Source organism: Candidatus Puniceispirillum marinum IMCC1322 (assembly GCF_000024465.1).
Taxonomy (GTDB): Bacteria; Pseudomonadota; Alphaproteobacteria; order Puniceispirillales; family Puniceispirillaceae; genus Puniceispirillum; species Puniceispirillum marinum.
This window is the reverse complement of sequence record NC_014010.1, coordinates 1,627,173-1,649,470: the sequence shown is the minus strand read 5'-3', so window position 1 is coordinate 1,649,470 and position 22,298 is coordinate 1,627,173. Positions and strand designations below refer to the sequence as shown.

General features: G+C 53.2%; 22 protein-coding genes and 1 other RNA gene. 11 read left to right on the top strand and 12 right to left on the bottom strand.

Annotation, left to right across the window (positions count from 1 at the left end; translation table 11 throughout):
• Positions 1–8 precede the first annotated feature (8 nt).
• Positions 9–542, bottom strand: a complete 534-nt coding sequence (gene def / locus SAR116_RS07695) for a peptide deformylase (RefSeq protein WP_013046363.1) — start codon at positions 540–542, stop codon at positions 9–11.
• A gap of 261 nt (positions 543–803) precedes the next feature.
• On the opposite strand from def, the gene SAR116_RS07690 reads away from it, so the two are divergent.
• Positions 804–1,883 carry a DNA recombination protein RmuC gene (locus tag SAR116_RS07690; RefSeq protein ID WP_013046362.1) on the top strand — a complete coding sequence of 360 codons (1,080 nt, stop codon included), beginning with the start codon at positions 804–806 and terminating at the stop codon, positions 1,881–1,883.
• A gap of 10 nt (positions 1,884–1,893) precedes the next feature.
• Here SAR116_RS07690 and recR read toward each other — a convergent pair whose 3' ends face one another.
• From recR to SAR116_RS07660, 6 genes are all read right to left on the bottom strand, one after another.
• Positions 1,894–2,487: a recombination mediator RecR gene (gene recR, locus SAR116_RS07685; protein ID WP_013046361.1), complete on the bottom strand. Its 594-nt coding sequence runs from the start codon at positions 2,485–2,487 to the stop codon at positions 1,894–1,896.
• 64 nt (positions 2,488–2,551) lie between these two features.
• Entirely contained in the window at positions 2,552–2,875 is a 324-nt protein-coding gene (locus tag SAR116_RS07680) for a YbaB/EbfC family nucleoid-associated protein (RefSeq protein ID WP_013046360.1), read from the bottom strand.
• Complete coding sequence (locus tag SAR116_RS07675) at positions 2,875–4,737, bottom strand: DNA polymerase III subunit gamma/tau (protein ID WP_013046359.1); 1,863 nt, start codon at positions 4,735–4,737, stop codon at positions 2,875–2,877. Before SAR116_RS07675 ends, SAR116_RS07680 begins: the two co-directional genes overlap by 1 nt.
• A 138-nt stretch (positions 4,738–4,875) precedes the next feature.
• An RNA gene (gene ffs, locus SAR116_RS13495) (signal recognition particle sRNA small type) lies at positions 4,876–4,970 on the bottom strand.
• A 59-nt stretch (positions 4,971–5,029) separates the two neighbouring features.
• On the bottom strand, positions 5,030–5,929 hold the full coding sequence (locus tag SAR116_RS07665) for a prephenate dehydratase (RefSeq protein ID WP_013046358.1): 900 nt from the start codon (positions 5,927–5,929) through the stop codon (positions 5,030–5,032).
• 38 nt (positions 5,930–5,967) lie between these two features.
• Positions 5,968–6,705 carry a 3-deoxy-manno-octulosonate cytidylyltransferase gene (locus tag SAR116_RS07660; RefSeq protein WP_013046357.1) on the bottom strand — a complete coding sequence of 246 codons (738 nt, stop codon included), beginning with the start codon at positions 6,703–6,705 and terminating at the stop codon, positions 5,968–5,970.
• A gap of 189 nt (positions 6,706–6,894) precedes the next feature.
• Here SAR116_RS07660 and SAR116_RS07655 point away from each other — a divergent pair, with 189 nt between their 5' ends.
• From SAR116_RS07655 to SAR116_RS07645, 3 genes are read left to right on the top strand one after another with little or no spacing between them, the layout of a single operon-like run.
• Positions 6,895–7,479 carry a c-type cytochrome gene (locus tag SAR116_RS07655; RefSeq protein ID WP_013046356.1) on the top strand — a complete coding sequence of 195 codons (585 nt, stop codon included), beginning with the start codon at positions 6,895–6,897 and terminating at the stop codon, positions 7,477–7,479.
• A complete protein-coding gene (locus SAR116_RS07650) occupies positions 7,463–8,299 on the top strand; it encodes an inositol monophosphatase family protein (RefSeq protein ID WP_013046355.1) in 837 nt (278 codons plus the stop codon). The genes SAR116_RS07655 and SAR116_RS07650 overlap by 17 nt, the downstream gene beginning before the upstream one ends.
• Positions 8,300–8,349: 50 nt before the next feature.
• The gene (locus SAR116_RS07645; RefSeq protein WP_013046354.1) at positions 8,350–9,279 is read left to right on the top strand and encodes a 2-hydroxyacid dehydrogenase; all 930 of its coding nucleotides are present in this window, start codon (positions 8,350–8,352) and stop codon (positions 9,277–9,279) included.
• A 27-nt stretch (positions 9,280–9,306) separates the two neighbouring features.
• On the opposite strand, the gene SAR116_RS07640 is transcribed toward SAR116_RS07645, so the two are convergent.
• A complete protein-coding gene (locus tag SAR116_RS07640) occupies positions 9,307–10,713 on the bottom strand; it encodes a leucyl aminopeptidase family protein (RefSeq protein WP_013046353.1) in 1,407 nt (468 codons plus the stop codon).
• Between the two features lie 16 nt (positions 10,714–10,729).
• Positions 10,730–12,094, bottom strand: a complete 1,365-nt coding sequence (locus SAR116_RS07635) for an MATE family efflux transporter (protein WP_013046352.1) — start codon at positions 12,092–12,094, stop codon at positions 10,730–10,732.
• Positions 12,095–12,317: 223 nt separating this feature from the next.
• On the opposite strand from SAR116_RS07635, the gene SAR116_RS07630 reads away from it, so the two are divergent.
• From SAR116_RS07630 to SAR116_RS07620, 3 genes are all read left to right on the top strand, one after another.
• Entirely contained in the window at positions 12,318–13,979 is a 1,662-nt protein-coding gene (locus tag SAR116_RS07630) for an ArnT family glycosyltransferase (protein ID WP_013046351.1), read from the top strand.
• 45 nt (positions 13,980–14,024) lie between these two features.
• Complete coding sequence (locus tag SAR116_RS07625; RefSeq protein ID WP_013046350.1) at positions 14,025–14,846, top strand: glycosyltransferase; 822 nt, start codon at positions 14,025–14,027, stop codon at positions 14,844–14,846.
• Between the two features lie 115 nt (positions 14,847–14,961).
• Positions 14,962–15,216 carry a lipid-A-disaccharide synthase N-terminal domain-containing protein gene (locus tag SAR116_RS07620; RefSeq protein ID WP_049757583.1) on the top strand — a complete coding sequence of 85 codons (255 nt, stop codon included), beginning with the start codon at positions 14,962–14,964 and terminating at the stop codon, positions 15,214–15,216.
• Between the two features lie 17 nt (positions 15,217–15,233).
• On the opposite strand, the gene SAR116_RS07615 is transcribed toward SAR116_RS07620, so the two are convergent.
• The 3 genes from SAR116_RS07615 to tsaD are packed head-to-tail and all read right to left on the bottom strand — an operon-like array spanning position 15,234 to position 17,746.
• Positions 15,234–15,653, bottom strand: a complete 420-nt coding sequence (locus SAR116_RS07615) for an EVE domain-containing protein (protein ID WP_013046348.1) — start codon at positions 15,651–15,653, stop codon at positions 15,234–15,236.
• A 48-nt stretch (positions 15,654–15,701) separates the two neighbouring features.
• Entirely contained in the window at positions 15,702–16,676 is a 975-nt protein-coding gene (locus SAR116_RS07610; protein ID WP_013046347.1) for an NAD(P)H-dependent glycerol-3-phosphate dehydrogenase, read from the bottom strand.
• A complete protein-coding gene (gene tsaD / locus SAR116_RS07605; protein ID WP_013046346.1) occupies positions 16,673–17,746 on the bottom strand; it encodes a tRNA (adenosine(37)-N6)-threonylcarbamoyltransferase complex transferase subunit TsaD in 1,074 nt (357 codons plus the stop codon). Before tsaD ends, SAR116_RS07610 begins: the two co-directional genes overlap by 4 nt.
• 69 nt (positions 17,747–17,815) lie before the next feature.
• Between tsaD and hemC the strand changes: the two genes are divergently transcribed.
• From hemC to SAR116_RS07585, 4 genes are all read left to right on the top strand, one after another.
• Positions 17,816–18,838 (top strand): hydroxymethylbilane synthase, encoded by a 1,023-nt coding sequence (gene hemC / locus SAR116_RS07600; protein WP_238531131.1) that lies wholly within the window; start codon positions 17,816–17,818, stop codon positions 18,836–18,838.
• Between the two features lie 119 nt (positions 18,839–18,957).
• Positions 18,958–19,758 carry a uroporphyrinogen-III synthase gene (locus SAR116_RS07595; RefSeq protein ID WP_013046344.1) on the top strand — a complete coding sequence of 267 codons (801 nt, stop codon included), beginning with the start codon at positions 18,958–18,960 and terminating at the stop codon, positions 19,756–19,758.
• Positions 19,755–20,906 carry a hypothetical protein gene (locus SAR116_RS07590; protein ID WP_013046343.1) on the top strand — a complete coding sequence of 384 codons (1,152 nt, stop codon included), beginning with the start codon at positions 19,755–19,757 and terminating at the stop codon, positions 20,904–20,906. The genes SAR116_RS07595 and SAR116_RS07590 overlap by 4 nt, the downstream gene beginning before the upstream one ends.
• Positions 20,906–22,243 carry a heme biosynthesis protein HemY gene (locus tag SAR116_RS07585; RefSeq protein WP_013046342.1) on the top strand — a complete coding sequence of 446 codons (1,338 nt, stop codon included), beginning with the start codon at positions 20,906–20,908 and terminating at the stop codon, positions 22,241–22,243. Before SAR116_RS07590 ends, SAR116_RS07585 begins: the two co-directional genes overlap by 1 nt.
• Positions 22,244–22,298 lie beyond the last annotated feature (55 nt).

Here is a 22,298-nt window from a genome sequence, read left to right as displayed (position 1 = left end):
TTTGCCTCTTAAGATTTGGACGATGATTGCCGCATTTCCTTCATCACCCGGCGAATGATCATGTCGCGTTTCAGCCGCGATATATGGTCAATAAACAGAACCCCGTTCAGATGATCGATTTCATGCTGGACACAGGCAGCCAACAGACCTTCGGCGGTCAGCATCTGGGTGTCGCCGTCAATGTCGGTATAACGCACGGTTACGGTTGCTGGCCGGGTAACTTCGGCGGTCTGGTCAGGGATCGACAGGCAGCCTTCTTCGAGAATGGATTTGTCTTCGGATGTTTCGATAATCTCGGGATTGATCATCTTGTAAAGTTCGGGCGTTTCATCCTTGCCGCAATCCATGACGATAAGGCGCTCGGAAATATTGATCTGTGGCGCGGCAAGGCCAATGCCCGGTGCGTCATACATGGTGACGGCCATGTCATCAAGCAGGTTGCGGATGCCATCGGTGACTTCAGGCACAGCAACAGCCTTTTCGCGCAACACGGGGTCGGGCAATTTAATAATGTCTAGAATATTGGCTACATGCGCACCCATGATAGTGTCGTGTCCTTCAAAATTGATCAGGCAGAATTGATCAGGCCTAATTAAATAGGCAATAATATATCCCCTGCATTAGAAGAAGGGGCGTTGCGCGTCAAGTTTGACGACGCAGATTTTGCCTTAAATGTAGCTAGATTGGCCTATGGTTCAATAGAGTTATGGCGCTTTTTCCTGTTACAGTCTATCAAGAGACAGGTGGAATATCCCGACGTGAAATATCTCGTTTGGGCAAATGACTAAAGAAGAGGTCAGTAGATGTCAGCGCTTGAAATGATCCTGCTTGGGGTTATCGCGATCATAGCTGTGATGGTATTTGTCAGCATGTCACGGCACAAAGCATCACCGCAATCAGATGACGGGCTGGCCGAATTGCGCGGCCAGCTATCGCAGCTGTCCAACCAGTCGGCTGAATTGCAACGCGTCATTGCCTCGCAAATGTCCGAAACCGAAGGCCGAATTGGCACAAGGCTGGAACAATCTATGCGCGATCAGAATGAACGGACAAATAAGCAGCTGAATGGTATGGCGGAAAAGCTCGTCGTTATAAGCGAAGCCAATGCCCATATTTCAGCGCTGAGTGGGCAGGTTACGCAGTTGCAGAACATTCTGTCAAATAAGCAGGCGCGTGGCAGTTTCGGTGAAGTCCAGCTGGAAAATCTGGTGCGTGATGCCTTGCCGGATAGTGCCTATGACTTTCAGGCGACATTGGGTAACGGCAAGCGTGTTGATTGCCTGCTGGCCTTGCCGAACCCACCAGGTGCGATCTGTATCGATTCCAAATTTCCGCTAGAAAGCTATAGGCGGCTTGTCGATGCCGCTGATGAGCCAAGCCGTGATATGGCGCGCCGTGGGCTGGAAGCCGATGTCAAAAAACATATCAATGACATTGCCGATAAATATATCGTGCCGGGGGAAACAGCCGAAAGCGCGATCCTGTTTCTGCCATCCGAGTCGGTCTATGCCGAGATCAATATTCAACTGCCGCGTCTGGTTGACGAAAGCCGCCGCAAACATGTCTATATGGCAGGACCGGATAATCTGATGCTGATCCTGCATACGGTGCGGGCGATTTTGCGGGATGCGCGGATGCATGAAGCGGCAGGCCTGATCCAGACGCAGGTCGATACAATGATGCAGGATGTCAGGCGGCTGGATGACCGGGTGGCCAAGCTGGCATCGCATTTTTCGCAAGCCGAAAAGGATATTGCCGACATTCAGACATCGACACGCAAGATTACTTCGCGCGGTGATAAAATTGCCGAGATCGAAGTGATCGATGCAAAAGCCGTTGACGATATGCCGCCGGAGAAATCATCCGGCGATCTGCTTGGCTAGTTCACTTTTGCTAGTTCATTTTGGCGCGGGCCTTGAGGGCTTGTGCCAAGGTGCCATCATCCAGATAATCAAGTTCACCGCCAACTGGCACGCCATGCGCAAGCCGTGTCACATCAAGATTGGATGGTGCCAGTTTTTCGGCAATATAATGCGCGGTTGTCTGGCCATCGACAGTGGCCGATAGCGCCAGAATTATCTCAACAACTTCGCCAGCCTGTGCCCGGCGGAGCAATCGATCAATAGCCAGATCATCAGGGCCGCGCCCGTCAAGTGCGCTCAATGTGCCACCAAGAACATGATAGCGGCCGCGAAATACCGCCGCACGTTCCATTGCCCAGAGGTCGCCAACATCCTCAACAACACAGATACGGCTTTTATCGCGCCGGTCATCCCTGCAAATATGGCACAGATCGGCTGTATCAAGATTACCGCAATCGACACAGGGGCGCACGGTGCGGGCGATATCATGTAACTCCTGGGCAAGTGGTAACATCAACCGGTCACGGTTTTTCAACAGGAACAGCACCGCACGCCGCGCCGAACGGGGGCCAAGACCAGGAAGCCGGCCAAGACGCCGGATCAGATTTTCCAGTGATGAATCCATGTCAGATCATTATACCTAGTCAGTGGACATATAGTGCGAGGTCATCAATCAAAAGAGCAGGCAATCAAAAGGGCAGATTCATGCCCGGTGGCAGGTCTAATCCGCCGGTTATGTCGGCCATCTGCGCTTTCATCGCTTTATTTGCTTCGTCACATGCCCGATTGCTGGCCAGCAGAATGAGGTCTTCGAGCATGTCGCTGTCATTAGTGGCAAGGGCGTCCGGTGCGATCTTTACGGCTTGAAGGTGGCCTTTGCCATTGACCGTGACGGTGACAGCATCGCTGGCAACGCTGGCCGAAAAACGGGCATTGGCCATATCATCCTGTAAAGACTGCATGCGGCTCTGGACTTCCTGTGCCTTTTTCATCATGCCCATCATATTGCGCATCAGTCAGGATCCTCTTCATTATAGGTGTCGGTGTCGGTGTCTTTGTCCGGATCGGTGACGGGTGCATCAATGGCACTGATATCTTCGATCGTTGCGCCAGGAAATACAGATATAATTTTGGCAACAAGCGGCGTTTTGGCGATCGTATCAAGACGTACTGCCGCGGCATCAGCCTTGGCTTCGGCAAGGGTTTTGCCAGCAGTCTCGTCAGATAAAGACACCAGCCAGCGCGCGCCAGTCCAATGCCGTAAATGCTGGGCAAGGTCGCCAAGAAATTTTTCTGGCGGTTTGCCTGACAAGGCGATTTCCAATAATCCGGGTTGCAATGCGACAAGCCGCACATGATTGCGGATCAATGCCGCCAAAAGCATCTCGCCTTTATCTTCGGCCAAAGTGGCAATATCGGCAAGCGTGTTCAATGGCGGTGTGTCGTTTGCTGCCAGACGATCTGGCGCGGCATCAGCATCGGCATCGGTATTCTGGGCTGGCACCGTTTGCTGGTCAGGCTGGTGCTGGATGGCAACATTGGTTGATGGGGCGCCTGACATTGTGCTTGTTGGTGTGCCAGTTGGGGTGCCAGTTGGGCTGGTGGACATAGTGGTTGTTGGCGTCGCTGTTGATGCGGGTGCTGGTATGTCCGTAGATGTGGGCGAGGCACTGGCAGAGGGGCTTGATGATGCGGTGGATATTGTCGCCGCATTGCCAGCAGTGGCCTCGGGTAACGCGCGCAGAATTTCATCAGGGCTTGGCATCTGCGCAGCATGCGCCAGACGTATCAATAGCATTTCACAAGCATTGGCAGGGTTTGGCGCGGCATTCAGTTCACCATGGCCTTTGAGTAAAATTTGCCATGCACGTCCTAGCTTGGCGATACCAAGTGTGGCGAGTTCTTCGATAGACGCGCGTTCACCCTCGATCAATGTGGCGCTGGAACCGCCGGTTGCGCATAGGCTGGCACTATGGACGATATCAAGCAAATCAGCGATCAGCATTTCAGGCTCGGCGCCACGTTGATAGATATCGTTAAAGGATGCTAGCGCGCTGGCGACGTCATTTGCCAAAACCGATTTTAACAAGGCTAAAGCCTCGGCACGTCCGGGTCGGCCCAGCATGTCAGAAACCGATTCGGCAGATAATGTATCGGCTGTCATGGCGGCGGCCTGATCCAGCAAGGACAGGGCGTCACGAACCGATCCCTCGGCGGCGCTAGCAATGGCGGCTAGCGCACCAGCTTCGGCTTTAATGTCTTCCTTGCCGCAGATCATCTCTAGGTGCGAGGCCAGCAAAGTCGCAGGCACACGGCGCAGATCATAACGCTGACAGCGTGACAAGATGGTCACTGGCACTTTGCGGATTTCGGTAGTGGCAAAAATGAATTTTACCGCATCGGGCGGCTCTTCGAGTGTTTTGAGAAGCGCGTTAAAGGCGCTTTTGGACATCATATGAACTTCGTCGATGATATAGATTTTGAAACGTGCCGATACGGGCCGGTAATTAACCGCTTCGATAATTTCACGAGCATCATCAACGCCCGTATGGCTGGCGGCATCAATTTCCAGAACATCAACATGGCGACCAGCAGCAATCGCCGTGCAAGGCTCGCATGTGCCGCATGGCTCTAGCGTCGCAGCGCCATTTCCATCAGGCCCTATACAGTTCAGGCCTTTGGCAAGCAGACGTGCGGCCGAGGTTTTGCCAACGCCGCGCACGCCAGTCAGGACAAAGGCATGTGCCAGACGACCAAGCGATAAAGCATTGCCGAGAGTGCGTACCAGCGCATCCTGTCCGATCAACGCCGAAAACGTCTCGGGACGGTATTTGCGTGCCAGAACACGGTAGGCTGTAGTGGCCGTTTCGTTCATGTTGCTGACATTACCTCTTGCTCAGTACCAAAGTTACGCTTTTGAGGATACATGTTACCCCGAAGAATGCGAATGCCCAAGAGGATGGCTGAATCATTTTTAACAAAACATAAATATCTGGGGATAAATATCTGGCGAAAGCGGAAGACTGGACGACCCGTAAACGTCCCACTGCGGCTGCTTCCTTTCGGACCTGACCGGATTGGCGGGGGTAACGTCCACCCAGCCTTCCTGCTGACATATATGCGGCAATCCTATGCAATCGACAAGTTTTTTATATAAGTGGTGGTGCTTAAAGCGGCGGCGTGTCCATGTCTCGACCACGCAGACGGCTGGCTGGATAGGTGCCAAGCACATGCACCGCATCTTTCTGGCAATAGAAATGCAATTCTTCCATCGCATTCTGCATGGCCGGATCGTCAATATGACCATCAACATCCATGTAGAATTGTGCCGATTCGTGAAATCCGGGACGGATATAGGATTCAAGCTTGGTCAGATTAATGCCGTTGGTGGCAAATCCACCAAGTGCCTTATAAAGTGCTGCCGGAACCGAGCGTAGGCTAAATACCATGGTTGTGACCATGGCTGTATCAGAGGCCATATCGGCACGTATAGGTGTCACAGCTTCACGCGCCATAATCAAGAAGCGGGTGGTGTTATGTTCGGCATCTTCGGCTGATTCAATCAGCACATCCAGATCATATATCTCGCCAGCAAGCCGAGAGGCAATGGCGCCAATATGCTTGTCGCCACGCGCCGCAACGTCCTTGGCAGCGCCTGCCGTGTCACTATGCATGATCGGTGTCAGACCCAGCTTGTGCAGACGTTCGCGGCATTGCGCCAGTCCCTGTGCATGACTATGCACTTCGACAAGGTCTTCAATCGTGGCACCGCGAGGGGCAAGAAGGTGGTGGTTGACCCGCTGAAAATGCTCGCCCGTGATGAACAGTCCTGATCCGGGTAGCAGATGATGAATATCAGCCACACGCCCTGCGATCGAATTTTCAACTGGCACCATCGCCCAGTCAGCGTCGCCATGCTGGACAGCAGTCAGCATATCTTCAAAAGAAGGATAGGGTACCGCCTCGACATCAGGCATGACAGCGCGACAAGACATATGCGAATAGGCACCGGGAACGCCTTGGAAGGCGACTTTTTTGCCAGCTATTTGCGTTGGGCTATCACTCACAATGTACCTCATAGTTGATGTTTGAAAAGGCGAAGTGCCTATTTTGACATACGCTGGCGCGCACGTTCCAAATCGTCTGCAGTATCGATTCCACCCGGCGCAATGTCAATGTAACCAGTGGCTATGTGCATGCCTGCTTCCAAGGCGCGCAGCTGCTCGAGTTTTTCGGCTTGTTCAAGCGGCGATGGTGGCAAGGATACAAAGCGGGCTAGAGCTGCACGCGTCCAGCCATAAACACCAATATGATGATATAGCGTCTCTGCCCCGGTCGGGATCGCGGCGCGGCTGAAATAGAGCGCATTGCCAAACCCGCTATCCTGCCAGCTGACCACAGCTTTTACGACCTGCGGACGGTTGGCTTCTTCGGTACTGGCTTTGGTCACCAAAGTGGCCAGATCAGCGCCTGTTGTTTCGAGACAATCAGCCAGGAGCGCGGGAATTTCAGGCGACAATTCGGGCAAGTCACCTTGCAGATTCAAAATATGGTCGATATGCCGATCCGGATCGATGAGTTCAACCGCTTCATAGACCCGATCCGAGCCAGATGGATGATCTGTGCGTGTCATGACAGCCTGACCACCAGCCGATGTGATGATATCGACGATACCGCGATCATCTGTCGCAACATAGACAGGGGCGATATCAGCGTCTAAAGCACGTTCCCAGACATGCTGAATCATAGGTTTTCCGGCGATTTCAGCGAGTGGTTTGCCTGGCAAGCGGCTCGCTACCATGCGCGCTGGAATAATGATGATTTTTGCGTTCTTTTTTGCCATGATTGTGGCAATTCATCACATATTTGTGGTTTTCGCAAAGTAAATAATCCAAATCAGTGATGTTGGGGTTGAGAGACGGCGATAATTTCGGTATTTATCCTGCGGGTGATTGGTGCCTTGCGTGTTTATGTGACCTAGTGCCGATTGACTGCAATGTGATTTATGAGGAGCCCGGCTTCGGGAAGTTCAATGGACGAATTGGGATTTAACAAACTCTTTGCTGGTTTTATTATGGCAGGCTTGTTGATGCTGGCAGGTGCCAAGCTGGCAGACGTTATGGTGCCGCATAGTGATCTTGCTGAAAATGCCTATCAGATCGAGGTGCCAGAAGCATCGGCTGTTGCAGATGCCGCGCCTGTTGATAAGGGGCCTGAGCCGATTATGGCGATGCTGGCGGATGCTGATATTGCCGCGGGTGAAAAGCTGTCCAAGAAATGCACAGCGTGCCATGTGTTTAACGCTGGTGGCGCGGCCAAGGTTGGCCCGGCATTGTGGAATATTGTTAATGCCGCAAAAGGCGCTGCTGATGGTTTCAGCTATTCAGCGGCGATGGCAGGTTTTGGTGGCGCGTGGGATTATGCCGCGCTCAACGCCTTTCTGGCGAAACCAAAAGCCTATATGCCTGGCACCAAGATGAATTTTGTCGGCCTGAAGAAGCCTAGTGATCGTGCGAATATGATCGCCTGGCTTCGTCAGCAAGCAGACGCTCCGGTCGCCCTGCCAAGCGCCGAAGATATCGCGGCAGAAACAGCGGCGAATGGTACCGACAGCTAATATATTTTCAGCAACTAGCGCAGGCCAGCTCGACACAGACGAGCTGGCTTTGTTTTTGGCGCATCTGACAACATTGTCACGCCCCATCATAACGTCATATTTCCGGGCGCTTCCCGAGGTCATGACAAAAGCCGATAGCAGTCCTGTTACCATCGCCGATAGATCGGTCGAACAGGCCTTGCGTGGGGCGATTACCGCGCAGTTTCCCGATGATAGTATTGTTGGCGAAGAATTTGGCCTCAGCGAAGCTGTGTCGGGGGATAAAGGTGCCGGAAGCAGTCCCTATAAATGGGTGATTGATCCGATTGATGGCACCAAGGCCTTTGTCAGCGGCAAGCCCACCTTTGGCACATTGGTCGGGGTTACGCATAATGACCGGCCTATCGCGGGTCTGATCGATATGCCGGTGCTTGACGAAACCTATATCGGTACGGCGGATGGCAGCACGTTGAATGGGGACAAGCTGAGTGCCAGTGAGGTAACGACGATTGCTGTGGCCAACATTGCAACCACATCGCCCGAAGCCTTTTCGCCGCATGGCCTAGCCGCGTTCAATAAAATCAGTGCGCAGGCAAACATCACCAATTATGGCGGCGATTGTCATAATTTCGGGCTTCTGGCGGCGGGCTATATCGATGCGGTGATTGAGGATAGTCTGGCGCCGCATGATATCATGGGCGTGGTTCAGGTGATGCGCGGGGCGGGTGCGATTGTGACTGACTTTGATGGTAATGATATCGACCTTGCCAGCACCAGCAGTCTTGTCTGTGCTGGAACAGCCGCACTTCATCAGGCTATCATTGCCCTGATCCAAAACTAGGCGCACCATAGCGATATGGTTAATTGCTACATTTTGATAGGACGATAGGCATGATTTCGATTGGGTTTTACGGGAATAATGATGATCGCGCGATGTGGCGCCAGCGGCTGACGCCATTACTATCTGATTTTGATGTTGTTGATCTGGAATCGGATGCTGGCATGCACGCAGATATTGCTCTGGTCTGGGCACCACCAAGAGGGTTGTTGGCAAAGATGCCGAATCTGCGCGGCATTATCATGCAAGGTCAGGGTGTTGATCATATGATGGGTGACGACACCACCCCGCGTTCGGTGCCCTTGGTGCGACTGGTTGATCCGGATATGTCAGATGCGCTAAGCCATTGGGCGATCCTGAATGCGCTGGATATGTGGCGTGATGGAGCGCAGTATCGCGCCCAGCAAGCTGAAAGATTATGGAAGCCGCTTGAACAACGTCCAGCCACAGGCGCGGTGATCGGCATTATGGGCGTGGGTGCGATTGGCAGTGTTATTGCCTCACGCTTTGCCAGTCTGGGGTTCAAGGTCAAAGGCTGGACACGAACCAAACGGACGCTTGATGATGTCGAGATGTTTGCCGGTATGGATGCATTGCCGTCATTTCTGGCAGATACGGATATTGTCGTGTCGGTATTACCCCTGACCCCAACAACAAGCGGCATCATGAATACTGACTTTTTTTCTAGGCTGGCCGATGGCGCCTTTGTGATCAATGGGGGGCGGGGTGGTCAGCTGGTTGAAGATGATTTGCTGGCAGCACTTGATAGCGGTAAAATCGGCGGCGCGGCACTGGATGTTTTTGGCACCGAACCTCTACCCGCAACGCATCCTTTCTGGACACATCCGAAAATCGTGGTCTGGCCGCATGTGGCGGCACAAACCAATCCACAAACCGCCGCCAGACAGGTGGCGACAGCGATCACGGATATCATGGCAGGCAAGGTGCCAGCAAATAAGGTTGACTGGGATCGGGGCTATTAGGCGCTTGTAATCCAGCTAGGTTATGATCTAGCTATGGGCAAGCCCATCAATATAGTCGAATAAAGCGCGCAAGCTCATGACTTCACCGCCTTTTGGCCGACCTGGACGTGCAGACAGATTCCATGCCATCACGTCAATATGTGCCCAGTTGCTGTCAGTACCAGCAAAGCGGCGCAGAAACAGCGCAGCCGTGATCGCCCCGCCATAGCCGCTGGCACCGGTGCTGGACATGGCCGCATAGCCCGCATCAAGATGACGGTCGTAATCATCGAATAAAGGCAATTGCCAAAGCGGATCATGTGCCTTGTTGCTGGCATCAATGATCGCACGGGCGACATTATCATCATTCGCAAACAAGGCGGGCAATTCGGTGCCAAGGGCAACACGCGCCGCGCCTGTCAGGGTTGCAAAATCAATCATGAGATCAGGCTCGTCTTCAAGCGCATAGGTGATGGCATCAGCCAGCACCAGACGGCCTTCGGCATCGGTATTGCCGATTTCGACCTTTAGCTTGGCACGTGTGTCGATAATATCAAGTGGCCGCATGGATCGTTCCGATACGGCATTTTCGGCTGTTGGAACAAGCACACGAAGCTTTATCGGCACATTGGCGTGCATCAGCGCGTTGGCAAGACCAAGGGCGATGGCACTACCGCCCATATCCTTTTTCATCATCTCCATCGCTTTGGATGGTTTCAGATCAAGGCCGCCAGAATCAAAGGTAATGCCTTTGCCAATCAGGGTGATTTTCGGGCCGCTTTTACCCCAGCGCATATCGATCAGGCGTGGTGGGCATTCAGCCGCCCGGCCAACACAATCAATGGCTGGAAAATCCGATGCCAGCTTGGCGCCTGCAATGACGGTGATTTTGGCTTTATGGGTTTTGGCCAATGCCCGCGCGGTGTCTTCAAGCCCTGCTGGGTTCATCTTGTTGGGGGGCATATTAATCATGTCGCGCCCAAGATAGGTGCCGCTGGCCAGCCCCATAATGCGGGTTGAGTCAGACTCTGCTGGCACCATGATCGAGGCGCGCGCGGGTGCGGGTTTGTCGCGATAGGTCGTGTAACGGTAATGCGCCAATGCCCAGCCAAGCAGGAAGCTGTCATCAAAGCTGGTGCCAAGCGCGTGATGATCGATTTGCCATGTCTGTACCGGTAAAGCATTTGCAATTGTGGCGGCATCCCAGATTGGCTGGTCGCTGATGATAGCGACCGCCCCGGCGAGGGTGCCATCCTGGCCTGGCAAGGTGATGACACGACCAGGCTTTGGTGTGAATCCCTGACCGTCAATCCAGCGTTGATGATGATCGGCTGCGGCTTGGTACCACGCCTGCCAGCTTTTGGTGGTGACCACATATAGCGGCAGAACAGTGTCAGGTTCAGATGATGGCTCCATTAGGCCAAAATCAGTTGCGTTAGAAAATATGTCAGCCATGCACCGGTTCCGCTGTTTAATTATGTCCTGCCATTTTGCGGACGCGCCCAAGATATAGCCAAAGGGTGAAGCCGCGCAAGGCAAGATAAATGGTAAAGGCACTCATCAGGCCCGCAATGCCATAGCCGCGTAACCCCCAGATTAGAACCACAAACAGAATTGCCGATATGATCATCGCATTACGCATTTCGCTGGCGCGCGTTGCGCCGATGAAAATACCATCAAGTTGAAAGGCAAGACATGAGGCAGGGGCGATCATAACTATCCATATCCAATGGGCCGCGGTCAGTGCAAAAAGATCACTTTGCTGGGTCAGCAAACCAATTATGATATCGCGACCAAGCCAGATAATCAGCGCAATCAGGATCGCGGTCAGGACGGCCAGACTGTTTGTGCGCCAAATAGCCCGATCGAGCATACCCCGATCATTACGGCCAATCGCCGCCCCCACCAGCGCTTCGGCAGCATGGGCAAATCCATCAAGACCAAATGCAATCATGGTAAAAATCACCATCATCAGATGACAGGCCGCCAGTTCGAGATCACCAAGCTGTGCCGCCTGATTCAAAAGTATGGCTTCGCATGCCAGCAATAGCATAGTCCGGATAAAAATATCCCGACCAAGGCGGAAAAAATCGCCAAATGCGTCCCATTGCAACCAGCGTGAGGTGCCGGTGAACAGGCCAGAGAATAGATGCTTGATAAACCCATCGAGGATGCGTCCCCATTGCCATTTCATCAAGCCAAAGGTCACGATAAAACCTGTCCATTGGGCGATTGCCGAGGCTAGCGCAACGCCCTCGACATCCATGCCCAAGCCAAGCACAAAGCCGATATTGAGAATCAAGTTCAGCACATTGACAATCAGCAGATGCGTCATGCACAGCAGCATATTCTGGCGGCCAAACAGGCATCCAATCAGAACCGTATTCGCTAGCGCAGCCGGAACGGCAAAAAGCCGGACATTGAGATAGGATACCATCAGGGCTTCAACATCGGCACTGCCAGCAAAGCTGATCACGGCGATCCATTTGATCACCGGCATGGCTAGAATCAATATGACGCCAAACGATAAAGCCAGAAATAAACCGCGTTCCAGCAAATTTACAATTTCGTCTGGCAGATTGCGGCCATGCGCCTGGGCAACAAGTCCGGTTGTGCCCATGCGCAAGAAACCAAAGCCAAAATAGATGAAATTGAAAATCAAGGCGCCAAGCCCGACACCCCCTATATAGGCGACATTATCAAGCCGCCCCATCATTGCCGCATCAACCGCCCCGACCAGCGGCACCGTTATATTGGCAAGGAAAATTGGCCATGACAGTGACCATATATGTCGCCAGCGCGTCTGTGCGATAGGGTCATTTATGTTTGTGGACATGGAGGCGGCTTTCTGGAAATCTGTCAATGATGAATAAACTGGTTAAGTCAGTCTAAAATATTTCACGGCAATCTAAAATATTTACGGCGATATAGGTTGAAGGTGAAAGCAATGTCCCAAAGCGCATTGGCTTATTACGATCAGGGCTGTTCATTTAGTGGTAAATTGCCTAAACCTATGAACGCGTCTTAACTGGTAGCGTGGATGCGCAAAGGAAACGGGTTTGTCCCTTATCTCACACCGTTCGATTTTATATCTGCTTCTTGGGCTTTTGACCACCTTTGTTCTGGTCGGGCATCAGGTGGTGCCGCCAATGGATCGTGACGAAGCGCGTTTTGCCCAGGCTAGCAAACAGATGGTTGAAAGTGGCGATTTCGTCACCGTGCGGTTTCAGGATGAGTTGCGCGCCAAAAAACCAGTTGGTATTTATTGGCTTCAATCAGTCAGCGCGCAGTTATTTGGTGATGAGGATATAGCGGTGTATCGCGTGCCCAGCCTGCTGGGGCTTTTGCTGGCGCTGGTTGGCACCTATCGAGCTGGACTTTTGCTATATCAACCGCGATTGGCCTTGATAGGGACAGCCTTTCTTGGCACCAGTCTGGTGGTGTTTGCCGAAGCGCATCTGGCCAAGACCGATGCCATGCTGATGGGGTTATGTGTGTGGCAGCAATTGTCACTATTGATGATCTATCGCGCCTATCTTGCTGGCACAACACCGCCTCGATCAGCGTTTCTGGCGTTCTGGGTGATTATGGGGCTGGCGGTTCTGGTCAAGGGGCCGATTGCGCCATTGCTGGCCTTATTAACTGCATTGTCATTAGTTATCTGGCATCGTGATCTGGGGTTGTTGCGCCGGATGCGCGTGCTGTCGGGCTTGGCAATCGTGGCAGCGCTTGTTCTGCCTTGGGCAACTTTGGTGAGTCTGGCAACCGATGGGGCGTTTCTGGATATTGCCATAAAGGGTGATTTTCTGGCCAAGGTTCAGTCAGGTCAAGAATCGCATGGTGCCCCACCGGGAACATATCTGGTTTTGCTTGCTGTTCTATTATGGCCAGCCTGTTTGCTATTGCCGCGTGCGCTTCTTAGTTTAAAGCAGATTCTGGCCAATAGCGACGCCCGTTTCCTCGTGGCATGGCTGGTGCCGTTCTGGTTTGTCATCGAGCTGACGCCAACTAAATTACCGCATTATCCATTACCCGTCTTACCAGCCCTTGCGTTGCTATGTGTTGTTGGTATCCGAACAGCTTTGCCACAAGCCAAACTGGCGCGCTATACGATCACGGCGTTCGAATTTCTAAGTCTTCTTGTGGCGGTGATTTTTGCGATGTTGTTGATCTGGGGGGCGATGAATTATGGGGGCGAAAATAGCGTTACCGCCTTTGCTTTTGCCGGACTTGGGATGATTGCGGCGGCAGGTGCAAGCTGGTTTGGCCTGCAATGGATTTTGACGCAGAATATCCGCCCGCTTGGCATGATGTTGGCGGCGGCTATGGCGTTTAACATTTTTGCGATTGCCGGACTGCTACCTGCCTTGCACCGTATTCATCTATCAACAGCCATCAATAAGGTAATTGCCCAGATGCCCGCCCCGCCACCAGCGATTGCGGCGGCAGGCTATCACGAGCCATCACTGGTGTTTCTGCTGGGTAAGGATCTACTGCTTTTGAATGGGCGCGAAGCCGCATTTTTTCTTGGGGAAGCGTCAGGTGGTGTTGCGCTTGTCGAAAGCCGCGAACATGACGCGTTTCTGGAAACAGCCAAAGCGCTGGGGCTGAAGCTGGACACGCCGATACAAGTCAGCGGTATCAATATATCAAAGGGGCAATCTACAATAATGCTCATCTATCGTGTGCAGATGTTTGACGGCACTAGCCGCACAGGTTAAGAAGCGGTAATAATTTCGTAGCTCTACCAGATGGTTGGTTAATTCATGGCGCAAAATACGGCAAACATATCGCGGAAAGCGGATATCGATATATCGGTATTGGTCCCTGTTATGAATGAGGCGGGTAATATCCGTCCGCTTATCGATGAAATCGTGACCGTGATGAATGGACGAACATTCGAAATAATCTATATTGATGATGCGAGTACCGACGCCACCGCGGATGAACTATCCGACAGCCAGCGCGCGATTCCGCAATTACGTGTTTTACGACATGCCAAGCGGGCAGGTCAAAGCGCGGCCTTGCGCTCGGGGTTGCTGGCGGCGAACGGATATCTGATTGCGGTTCTGGATGGTGATGGACAGAATGTGCCAAGTGACTTTCCGGCATTAGAAGCCGCCTTGCTGGCTGATTATCCGGAACGCGGGATGGCCGCAGGCATCCGGCAAAAGCGCAAGGATACAGCGTTAAAGTTACAGGCGTCACGGATTGCAAAATGGATCCGCAAAGCCCTGCTTGGTGATACGCATCCCGATTCAGGCTGCGGGATCAAGATTCTGCATCGGGATCTGTTCATCGAGCTTCCGTTTTTCAATCACATGCATCGCTTTATGCCAAGCCTTGTCCGCCGTCATGGAGGTGGGGTAACCGGCGTTGCTGTGGCGCATCGGGCACGAACGCAAGGACAGTCAAAATATAAGGTTCTGGATCGGCTAGTGGTTGGCATTTCAGATATTATGGGTGTTATATGGTTGTTAAAACGGGCACCACGGCATGATGCGGTGATCGAGATTGCCGCCCCAAAACGTTCCCAAAAACGCCCCAACCCCCCCAAAAAACCCCTACGTACCAAAAAAGGGTCATAGAATGATCGAACTTATGTCTGGCCAGATTGAAGTGGCCGTTGGTGCTATCGCAACGGTGCTATTGACTGTGTTTCCGTTTTTGCCAGCCAGTCTTGCCACGCATCCCGAACAGATCATGGTGATTGTCGGTTTTGCCGGACAGGGCCTGTTTGCGATGCGGTTTATTTTACAATGGTTGAGCTCTGAAGGTCAGGGACGGTCAGTCATTCCGCTGGCATTCTGGTATTTCTCGATAGGTGGCGGCAGTGTTCTGCTGTTATATGCTATCTGGCGGCAAGATCCGGTGATTATCAGTGGACAGGGTCTTGGCCTGTTCATTTATTTCCGCAATCTTTATTTTATCCATCGTAGCAAGAATGACGGTGAATAGGTGCTGATGAAGGGACTCTAGATCGTCGTTTCAGCCATATCCATGATGATACGCCATTGTGGTTCGGTGACGGGTGTTACCGATAGGCGTGCTTGCCGGACCAGCGCCATATCTTGAAGTCGTTCATCGGCTTTGATGCTGGCAAGTGTTACCGGTTTGCTGACGTTTTTGACCGCCTTGACCGTGACCATGCCAAAACGACCTGACGCATCGGTAGGATCAGGATGATAAAGCGCACAGATTTCAACAATGCCCACAATCTGTTTTTCATTTACCGAATGATAAAAAAAGGCCAGATCACCAATCTGCATCGCTTTCATATTGTTTGAAGCCTGATAATTGCGGACACCATCCCAGCCTTCGCCAGCGTCGCCGCGATCTAGCTGGTCTTGCCATGACCATGATGATGGTTCGGATTTCAAGAGCCAATATTGCATGGCTATCGTCTCCTTTCAGGTCTTTAAGCCTATCTTATGTGGCCTATCTCATTCGGTGCCGGGGCGGCGCGCCAGCAATGCCTTGACGGCGTCATCTAAATTCTGTCCATGGTTCAGCACCATGTCAATCGCATTGGTGATTGGCAGATCAACCTTTTTGTGACGCCCCATTAACGCCAATGCGGCGACGGTGCGGCTACCTTCGGCAAGCTTGTCCGGCACAGCATCACCAGCGCCAAGGGCAAGGCCAAAAGCCATGTTACGCGAATGTGGCCCCGCACAGCTTAGCGCCAGATCGCCAACGCCACCAAGTCCAAAAATGGTCTCGGCATCGCCGCCAATGGCATGATTCAGGCGGGCGATTTCGGCCAGTCCACGGGTGATGATTGCCGCCTTGGCATTGTCGCCAAGCCCCAGCCCCACGGCGCATCCGGCGGCAATGGCAACAACATTTTTCATCGCCCCCGCCAGCGCCAGCCCATCGGGATCATTATGGGTATAAACGCGGATATTGCTATGCTGAAAGGCGGTTTGAATCATCTCTAGAACCGCGGGTGATGTTGAGGCGGCAACAAGGGCGGCAGGAAGGCCAGCTAAAACCTCATCAGCAAAACTGGGTCCAGAAAAGACCGCGATCGGATGATCAGGTAACGCCTGTTGTGCGGCATGGGTCAGGAGTTGGGCGTCTTGGCCATTATGGCTTGAGATACCCTTGGCACATAAAATGACCGGTACACCAGCTGTTCCATGCGTGGCAATGGTATCAAAGGCGGCTGGATTGGCGGCAACCGGAACAACAACAAAAATCATACTGGCCGTTTGCAGGCATGCAGGTGCAAGGCTGGCTGCCATTGGTGGCATCTGTGCGGCATCAGGCAATTGCATACATTGGCCAGCGGCAAGCGCATCGACGGTTGCCTGACGGCGCACCAAAAGCTCAACATGCTGGCCTGTGCGGATTAAGGCACTGGCAATGGCGCATCCCCAGCTACCGCCCCCTATGATTACCGGCGTCATGGTCATTGACGCACCCCACGACCAGGTGGTGGGGTAGCGGCGGGATCAAGTGGCCAGCGGGGGCGCGGTTCAAAATCCAGCTGGTCTGGCTGGTCGTGACGTTCAAGCGCTGCCCAAGCGATCATCGCGGCATTGTCTGTGCATAATTTTGCCGGTGGCACAATAATCTGAAATCCAGCCGCATCAGCTTCGGTCTGAAGCCGGGCAAAAATAGCCTTATTGGCAGCAACGCCGCCAGCAATGACAAGGGTGTTGGTGGTGCTGGTGTGGCTGGTGCTGGTTTGGGTGGCGAAAATCTGCATCGCGCGTTTAGTGCGGTCGGCAAGGCAATCGGCAATGGCGGCCTGCAAACTGGCCGCTAGATCATGAATTGGCGCTGTCTGGACACCGCCTAAATGCGCCAGTTTTGTAGCCAAAGCGGTTTTCAGTCCGGAAAAGGAAAAATGACAATTATCTGCGCCGCGTAATGGGCGTGGCAGACGAATCGATTTGGCGTCACCTGAGGCGGCGGCAGTTTCAATGGCAGGGCCGCCCGGATAGCCAAGCCCCATGATTTTAGCGCATTTGTCAAAAGCCTCGCCAGCGGCATCATCCATCGTTGTGCCCATGCGATGATATGTGCCAGGCGCGGTGACCGCCAGAAGCTGGGTATGTCCGCCAGACACCAGCAATAAAAGATAGGGAAAACCGATATCACTGCATAAGCGGCCGCTAAGCGCGTGGCCTTCAAGATGATTGACAGCATAATAGGGGATGGATCTGGCGGCGGCGATTGCCTTGGCCGCAACAGTGCCAACAATAACCCCGCCAATAAGACCAGGCCCAGCAGTGGCGGCAATACCGTCAATATCGTCAAATGTCATATCAGCATCGGCAAGTGCCGCGGCAATAACATCATCAATCATATCCAGATGTGCTCGTGCGGCAACCTCGGGAACAACCCCACCATGTTTGGCGTGGGTTTCGATTTGTGACGCAATTTTATTGGCATGGATCGATTTATCGGCACTGACGATGGCGGCGGCGGTTTCGTCACAACTGCTTTCGATGCCAAGGATGGTAAAATCTTTTGCCATTAGGGGGGTCTTTCCAGATTTTCAGGTCACAATATCGAAATTTGCGGCATGGTATCATGGCGCAAGCAGATGACACTAGATTTTTTGGCGTTTTTTTGGGCTATGCAAGCGGGCGTTGGCGCATTAGATATGGCGGTGATGAAACCTGACGCTAGTTATTTTTTTGCCACCCCTCTTGTGCTTGCCAGTCGTGCGTCAACGCTTGCGATGGCGCAGGCCGAACTTGTGCGGGTGGCCTTGAAACCGGTTGCAAGCCGGATTGAACCGTTTACCACCAAGGGTGATCTTATTCTTGATCGGCCGCTTGTCGAGGTAGGCGGTAAAGGTGTTTTCATTAAAGAGCTGGAACGCAGTCTGCTAGCCGGAGAAAGTGATGCGGCTGTGCATTCCATGAAAGATATGGAAAGTGATTTTGCCGCTGGTACAATGATTGGTGCGGTTTTGCCACGTGAAGACCGCCGTGATGCGCTGGTTGGAAGCTATGCGGATCTTGATGCGCTGCCTGATGGTGCTATCGTGGGCACATCTTCAGTGCGACGCCGAGCGTTATTGCTTCATCATCGCCCCGATCTGCGTATCAAGCTTTTGCGTGGCAATATCAATAAACGGATTGCCAAGCTCAATCAGGGTGATTATGACGCGATCATTCTGGCGGTTGCGGGGCTGAAACGTCTGAAACTGTCGCTTGATTATACCCCGCTTGACGAAAAGCTGATGCCGACGGCGGCGGCGCAAGGCGCATTGGCCGTTCAGCTATGTGACCCAAGCCTGGCGCAAGGTGAAAAGGCGATACGCCAGCAAGCGGTGTTTGATGCGATATCCCCACTGGCATGTGTCAATAGTACGATCGAGGTTACTGCCGAACGTGCGATGCTGGCGCATCTTGACGGATCCTGTCACACACCCATTGCCGCCAGCGCCCGCTTTGTTGATGATAAGACACTTCGTCTGGATGGTATGGTGCTTAGCAGCGATGGTAGCGCCGCCTTTCGTCGAACAATGACAGCTAGCAAGGATGAGGCGGTAGCGCTTGGTATCAAAGTTGGTGTGGCGTTGCTTGATGATGCGGGTGGACGTGGTTTTCTGGCCTAGGCCAGAACAGCAATTTTGAAAGCGCCGGATAATAAAGCTCAGCATCACTATGCAAAATGCGCTATGTTTAAAATTATAGCCCTGTCGATTGTTCAAGCTGGATCAAGCAAAGTGATACGATGGCATATCAAAAGCACCATCTGACATTATCCACTCGCCCTCATACCGATGCGATGCGTGATGTGGCGTCACTGCAAAGACGCGCGGTGGCGGCTATGGCTATGCCGGTGATGCGATTGGTGCCACATGCCCACTATGAGCTCCCAGATTCGAAAACGATTTCAGCGGTGATTTTTACTAGCCGAAATGCTGTTGCCTGTTTTGCCAAAACACCAAGACTGGAAACACCAAGACTGGCAGCTTGGTTAGATAAGCCGGTCTTTGTTGTCGGCACGGCAACAGGCATTGCAGCACGGTTGGTGGGGTTCAAGGATGTAACGGTTGGCCATGGCGGGGGTTCGGGGCTGGTGCCGAAAATCCTGACGGCAAAGCTGGCTAGTGGTCGGGCTGTTCTATGGCCATCAGCACAGCAAAAAAGTTTTGACATGCAGACCGCCCTTGCGGCGCATGATATCAGCGTCATTGATATGCCGGTTTATGACATGGTTCCTGTTGAAATTGTCAATCCGGCAGTTGCACAGCATCTCGAAGATGGAGGAATGGTTTCGGTCATCCTTATGTCAGTGCGCACGGCAGCCTTGTTTGTCGAATTGCTTAAAGCGGGAAATTTGTGGCAACATAGAAGCAGAGTAAGCATCATCGCAGGCAGTGCGGCGATTGCTGATGCGGCAGGGGCGGGCTGGCAACATATATGGGTCAGCAAAAGACCGTCTCGCAGCCGTATTCTGGCGATCGCGACATTAGTGGATCGGCAGGCCAACCAGAGGCGGCAGGTAATAGATAAGGGCAGTGCAGGATGACTTCGAAGGTAAAAAAACCGTCTGCTGATACGATTGAAGGCGATGCGGTCGAAAAACCGGCAACGGCCACATCATCTGATCGTGAACCGACCATACCAGCAAAAAATGCTACGGGGATGTCTGCTGGCATTGTCTCGGCAGTGGCGCTGGCTGTTATCAGCATCGCGGTGGCGTCATACAGCCTTTATCAAAGTCAAAATCAGACCGCCTTGGGACAACAGGATGTTGTTCGCGAACAGGTGGATGCCTTGACGTTGCGGCTGACCGCGCTGGAAGGGCTGGTTGATGATAATAAACAGGCCGATAGCGCGATCCGCCTTGATCTGGAAGCAAAGATTGCCCAACAGGCCGCGGCTTTGCCAACAGGCGCGGTTGCAAGTGACGAAGCGGCAAAACGTCTAGCAATGCTGGCGACGCGTCTTAGCAAGGTCGAAGATAATCTGGCGGCAATGGCTGCGCTGGCAAATGACAGGGCAGTATCATCATCGATTACCGATGCCCTAGGCCCGAAAACAGACCAGACAACAGACGCGGACACTGTGGTGCCAACAGGTGAAGCGGAAACAGCCAAGCTGTTGTCGCGTGATGTGTCGCAACCCATGCAACCAGCGCAACCAGCCGCTATATTGTCACAAGCGGCGCTGGTGGCAGTTAGTGGCTTACTGGCTGACAATATGGCTGGTCGTCCAGTAAGCCAGTGGGATAATATTTTACAGGCGCTTGTGATAACAGGTGGTCTCGATTTTGACGTGGATAGCCTTTCTGCCATATTGGTGCAAAACCCACCAAGCCGTGCTGACTTGCTGCGTGATGCGGATCAGGTGATTGCCGCCATGGCTGATACATTACATAGCAAAGACGAGGATGACTCCTTGCTGGGACAAGCAGGTGCCAAGCTTGGCAAGCTGGTTAATCTGCGCGCGACAGACCTTGCGGTTGATAGCCCCGAAGGTCAGCTTGCGGCGTTTGAGGCGGCTGTAACAATACAGAATTTTGATGCCGCATTGAAGGTGGTGCAAGCATGGCAAGGGGGTGATGTGCCCGCTTTGACCGAATGGCAGACAGCGGCCATGGCGCGCTATGCGCTTGATGCGGCGATATCACAGCTTGTGGCCGCGGTGCTGGCAGATATGGCCGAGGCTGGGTAATGCTCATACGGCTTGCGGTTTTATTTCTGTTCATTCTGGCCGCGGCGGCATCGGCGAGTTGGCTGGCCGCGCAACCAGGCCATGTGCAGGTCGAGTGGCTGGGATGGCGGCTCGAGATGCGCACCAGCCTTGCGGTGGCGCTGGTCATTATATTTGCGCTGGGCATGGTGTTTTTTGATCGGCTTTACCGGCTGATAAAATCATTGCCAGGCTGGCTTGGCAGTTCGGTGCAGAAGCGCCGCGATGTGGCCGGTCATAAGGCGCTGACATTGGGTTTGATGGCGGTTTCGGCAGGTGAACCCGCCGAAGCCAAGCGCCAGGCCGCACGCGCGCGCCGTTTGCTGGATGCGCCGCAACTAACCAACCTACTGGCCGCACAGGCTTCGGCTCTGGCCGGTGATCATCAAGCTGCGCGACGATATTTCACCAGCCTGATTGCCGAAGATGACAGCGCGTTTCTGGGGCATATAGGCATGATGCGATTAGCGCTTGATGATGATGCGCCTGATGCCGCGCTTGCATCGGCCCGCAAGGCGTTGGCATTGCGGCCTAAATCGACATTGGCAGCCGCGCATATCGTCCAACTTGAAGCGGCTAGACATAATTGGCAAGCCGCCTTGCCAGCGCTTGATGTGCTTGCTAGCCAGCGGCGATCTGGACAATCGGGATCAGATGAAGACGGCAACAATATTCAGTCACAACGTACGGCATTGCTATATATGGATGCGTGTGAACATGCGCAGAATGCCGATCGTCAGGGCGCGCAAAAGGTGCTGATACGAATTATCAAGGACGTGCCGGGATTTTTGCCAGCGGTGCTTATGCTCAGCGATATATATCTTGAAACAGGGGCTAACCGGAAAGCGGTTAAAGTACTGGAAAAGGCTTTTGGCATCATCCCGCATATCGAGGTCGCCAACCGGCTGAAGCCAGCATGGCAGGTAAATGATGGTGGGTTTATTGCCAAGCTGATGACGCTGATACCAGCTGATGAGGATATAGCTGATGCGGCGCGGTGCATTATTGCCAATCAGGCGCTTGATGTGGGACTGGATGGCGAAGCCGCAGGGCAGATCACAGCGATACCCGAAAGCCGTCGTGATGCCGATGCGTGGCAGGTGGCAGCACGTATTGCACAAGCGCATGGTCATCAGGACGATGCCAATGCTGCCCTTGTTGCGGCCAGTAAAGCCCCGCGCCCGCAAGGCTGGCAATGTGGTGCCTGTAGGAGCCTGCATGATGACTGGCAAAGCCATTGCCCGGATTGCGACAGCTTTGCCCAGCTTGTCTGGCAACGGCCAGACCGGGTGACGCCGTTGTTTGATGAGCCTGTCTGACGTGTCTTATTAGCCAGATTGACAGATCTAAACAGCTGGATTGTCAAAATTGGTA

Excerpts from the sequence above, each read along its gene's own strand:
- SAR116_RS07680 (WP_013046360.1), bottom strand. The coding sequence starts at position 2,875 with ATGCGCAATATGATGGGCATGATGAAAAAGGCACAGGAAGTCCAGAGC.
- SAR116_RS07590 (WP_013046343.1), top strand. The coding sequence starts at position 19,755 with ATGACTTCGAAGGTAAAAAAACCGTCTGCTGATACGATTGAAGGCGAT.
- SAR116_RS07585 (WP_013046342.1), top strand. The coding sequence starts at position 20,906 with ATGCTCATACGGCTTGCGGTTTTATTTCTGTTCATTCTGGCCGCGGCG.
- SAR116_RS07675 (WP_013046359.1), bottom strand. The coding sequence starts at position 4,737 with ATGAACGAAACGGCCACTACAGCCTACCGTGTTCTGGCACGCAAATAC.
- SAR116_RS07620 (WP_049757583.1), top strand. The coding sequence starts at position 14,962 with ATGGTGATTGTCGGTTTTGCCGGACAGGGCCTGTTTGCGATGCGGTTT.
- SAR116_RS07635 (WP_013046352.1), bottom strand. The coding sequence starts at position 12,094 with ATGTCCACAAACATAAATGACCCTATCGCACAGACGCGCTGGCGACAT.
- SAR116_RS07690 (WP_013046362.1), top strand. The coding sequence starts at position 804 with ATGTCAGCGCTTGAAATGATCCTGCTTGGGGTTATCGCGATCATAGCT.
- SAR116_RS07650 (WP_013046355.1), top strand. The coding sequence starts at position 7,463 with ATGGTACCGACAGCTAATATATTTTCAGCAACTAGCGCAGGCCAGCTC.
- SAR116_RS07660 (WP_013046357.1), bottom strand. The coding sequence starts at position 6,705 with ATGGCAAAAAAGAACGCAAAAATCATCATTATTCCAGCGCGCATGGTA.
- recR (WP_013046361.1), bottom strand. The coding sequence starts at position 2,487 with ATGGATTCATCACTGGAAAATCTGATCCGGCGTCTTGGCCGGCTTCCT.
- SAR116_RS07595 (WP_013046344.1), top strand. The coding sequence starts at position 18,958 with ATGGCATATCAAAAGCACCATCTGACATTATCCACTCGCCCTCATACC.
- hemC (WP_238531131.1), top strand. The coding sequence starts at position 17,816 with ATGACACTAGATTTTTTGGCGTTTTTTTGGGCTATGCAAGCGGGCGTT.
- SAR116_RS07645 (WP_013046354.1), top strand. The coding sequence starts at position 8,350 with ATGATTTCGATTGGGTTTTACGGGAATAATGATGATCGCGCGATGTGG.
- SAR116_RS07655 (WP_013046356.1), top strand. The coding sequence starts at position 6,895 with ATGGACGAATTGGGATTTAACAAACTCTTTGCTGGTTTTATTATGGCA.
- tsaD (WP_013046346.1), bottom strand. The coding sequence starts at position 17,746 with ATGGCAAAAGATTTTACCATCCTTGGCATCGAAAGCAGTTGTGACGAA.
- SAR116_RS07640 (WP_013046353.1), bottom strand. The coding sequence starts at position 10,713 with ATGGCTGACATATTTTCTAACGCAACTGATTTTGGCCTAATGGAGCCA.
- SAR116_RS07625 (WP_013046350.1), top strand. The coding sequence starts at position 14,025 with ATGGCGCAAAATACGGCAAACATATCGCGGAAAGCGGATATCGATATA.
- def (WP_013046363.1), bottom strand. The coding sequence starts at position 542 with ATGGGTGCGCATGTAGCCAATATTCTAGACATTATTAAATTGCCCGAC.
- SAR116_RS07610 (WP_013046347.1), bottom strand. The coding sequence starts at position 16,676 with ATGACCATGACGCCGGTAATCATAGGGGGCGGTAGCTGGGGATGCGCC.
- SAR116_RS07615 (WP_013046348.1), bottom strand. The coding sequence starts at position 15,653 with ATGCAATATTGGCTCTTGAAATCCGAACCATCATCATGGTCATGGCAA.